This window comes from Prevotella conceptionensis 9403948 (genome assembly GCF_000312305.1).
GTDB lineage: Bacteria > Bacteroidota > Bacteroidia > Bacteroidales > Bacteroidaceae > Prevotella > Prevotella conceptionensis.
Genome location: NZ_HE999443.1, coordinates 96,120 through 98,348, shown reverse-complemented (window position 1 = coordinate 98,348; position 2,229 = coordinate 96,120). Strand labels below are relative to the sequence as shown.

1 protein-coding gene is annotated in these 2,229 nt (G+C 52.8%); it reads left to right on the top strand.

Annotated features, from left to right (window positions below; all coding sequences use genetic code 11):
* A partial coding sequence (locus BN93_RS00330) for a TonB-dependent receptor plug domain-containing protein (RefSeq protein ID WP_044259280.1) occupies nucleotides 1-1,885 on the top strand: 1,885 nt, incomplete at its 5' end.
* Between the last annotated feature and the right edge of the window lie 344 nt (nucleotides 1,886-2,229).

Here is a 2,229-nt window from a genome sequence, read left to right as displayed (position 1 = left end):
CCTACAAGGCGTTTACGGACTCGAACAGATACCCGCCAACATGGTACAACGTGTGGAAATTGTTCGCGGAGGCGGCTCGGCACTCTTCGGTGCATCGGCCATTGGCGGCACCATCAACATCATTACCAAGGAGCCTAGCGAAAATTCGGCCGAGCTGGCGCACACCATCACTGGCGCAACAACTGGCTCTACCGCTTTCGACAACAACACAACGGGCAACGTTTCGGTTGTTACAACCAACGGCAGGGCAGGCTTTTACCTCTATGCGCAAAGCAGACACCGCTCGGCTTACGACCGCGATGGCGACGGATACACCGACTTGCCCACGCTAGACAATAAAACTTTGGGGCTCAGCACCTTTCTCCGCCTGACCGATTACTCAAAAGTAACCCTGAAATATCATGGGCTGAAAGAGTTTCGCCGTGGCGGCAACAACCTCTTCTTGCCGCCCCACGAGGCCAATATTGCCGAACAAATAGAGCATACCATCAACGGCGGCAGCTTGGCTTACGACCTTTTCAACCCCAACGGCAAGGGACATTTCAGCGCATACGCCTCGTTTCAGAACGTAGACCGCAAAAGCTATTACGGCGGATTGGGCGAACTGGCTAGCGCAGCCGAGGGGCAGAAGGCCCTGAACGAGGCCTACAAGCTGGGACTTAGCCTAGACATGAGCGAGGAAGACGCGGCTAAACTGCCCGACGACCAACAGCAAATATTGGCCAACGCGCAGGCTTTCGACAAGGCGCAAAGGGCTTATAACGTTACACACAACATCAACTACATTGCCGGAGCGCAGTATGTGCACAACTTCGACCGACTGCTGTTCATGCCAGCCGACCTTACCGTGGGTGCTGAATACAGCTTCGACCGCATAAAAGACCGCTCGTTGGGCTACAACAGCCTGCTCGAACAGCGCGTGCGCATCAGTAGCGCCTTCGTGCAAAACGAGTGGAAGAACGCCCATTGGGGACTATTGTTGGGCGGACGACTAGACAAGCACAACCTTATTTCGCACCTGATATTCAGTCCGCGCGTTAACCTGCGCTACAATCCCACGCCCAACGCCAACTTCCGCCTTACATACGCAGGCGGTTTTAGGGCTCCGCAAGCCTTCGACGAAGACCTGCACACCAAGATTTCTGATGGCGACCGCGTGAAGATTGCCCTCGCCAAGGACTTGAAAGAAGAGCGTTCGCACAGTTTCAGTGCCTCGGCCGACCTCTATAAAAGCTTTGGAACGGTGCAAACCAACCTGCTTATCGAGGGTTTCTACACCCGCCTGAACAACATGTTTGCCACACGAAAGCTGGCTGACGACATCGTTATCGACGGCGCACGTGTGGAAGAACGCTACAACTCTAATGGCGCAACGGTGTTCGGTTTGAACCTCGAAGGCAAGGTTTCGCTATCTTCTTTGGCGCAATTGCAGGCCGGATTTACGTGGCAAAACAGCCGTTATCGCAACGCAGAAGAATGGGACGACGATGCTGCCGACGAGTTTAAAACCACCAAACGCCTGCTGCGCACGCCCGACACCTATGGTTATTTCACGCTGAACGTGCGCCCGATGATAGATTTCAACGTGTCGCTATCGGGCGTTTACACAGGCAGGATGTACGTTGGACACCCTAAGGGCGGCAGCGAACGCACCAAAGACTTCTCCATCATCGAGCATACGCCTTCGTTCCTCACGCTGAACTTGAAACTGGCGTACGACTTCTACCTCTACAACCAAGTGAAGTTGCAGGCTAGCGCAGGCGTTCAGAACCTGCTGGATGCCTACCAGAAAGACCTGGATAAAGGCCCTTCGCGAGCCTCCGACTACGTTTACGGCCCCACACAGCCACGTAGCCTTTTCCTCGGAGTGAAGATTTCGTACTAAAACACCTTGCCCCCAACCGCCCCGTTAAGTGGTTGGGGGCAAATTGTTTAAAGGCAAAAGCAGGTGTATCAACCACACACCAACACGCCATACCAGCCTAACAAAACCACGAAAAACAACAGACAACAACCTAAACCCATTCTCCAACGCCTGTGCTTACCTAATCTTGTTTTGCAAAAAAGTCTTATAAACTTGCGCTGGTTCGTTAAATAATGCGTATATTTGCAGAAAACTATTAGCACAGGCACGAAAAGCCGTTGCAACAAACTAGCTAAAAAACGCAACAAAAGGCTAAAACCGATGGACAAACCCCATTAAACCGCACCTACCCAAACATGACAGAA